1 protein-coding gene is annotated in these 369 nt (G+C 64.2%); it reads left to right on the top strand.

The features are described from left to right. On the top strand, nucleotides 1–240 hold a 240-nt coding region (locus tag R0J87_RS18855), incomplete at its 5' end, for a hypothetical protein (RefSeq protein WP_498888127.1). Between the last annotated feature and the right edge of the window lie 129 nt (nucleotides 241–369).

The following is a 369-nucleotide window of genomic DNA, read 5'->3' on the forward strand; positions in this document are numbered from 1 at the left end:
ATTGAGGCTTACCGCGGGGACACGGCCGAGCAGGCGGCCAACGACGCCGCTGCCGGCACTTCCCCGGCGTTCACGGTCAATGTCAATGCTGGCAGGGCCAAGCCGCTCATTCAGGCTGTCAGCGGTGCCAGCATCGCCTTGCGGGTGGAGAACAGCGACAGCGGTGAAACGTGGGCCATGGAGCAGGCAAGCGCTGTGGTTGAAGCCCCGGCCGGATTGCAGACTGAAAACCAAGGGTGATTTATGGCCGGGCTCAAGGGGTATTCTCGACGCCCGAGAGCGGGCGACCCGCGGGAGCGGCGCAACGCCGACTCGCTGACCGATGACGTTCAGTTTATAGCGAGCGGCGAGATCATCGCCTTGAACGAC

Source organism: Halomonas sp. SIMBA_159 (assembly GCF_046536035.1).
Lineage (GTDB): Bacteria > Pseudomonadota > Gammaproteobacteria > Pseudomonadales > Halomonadaceae > Vreelandella > Vreelandella venusta_A.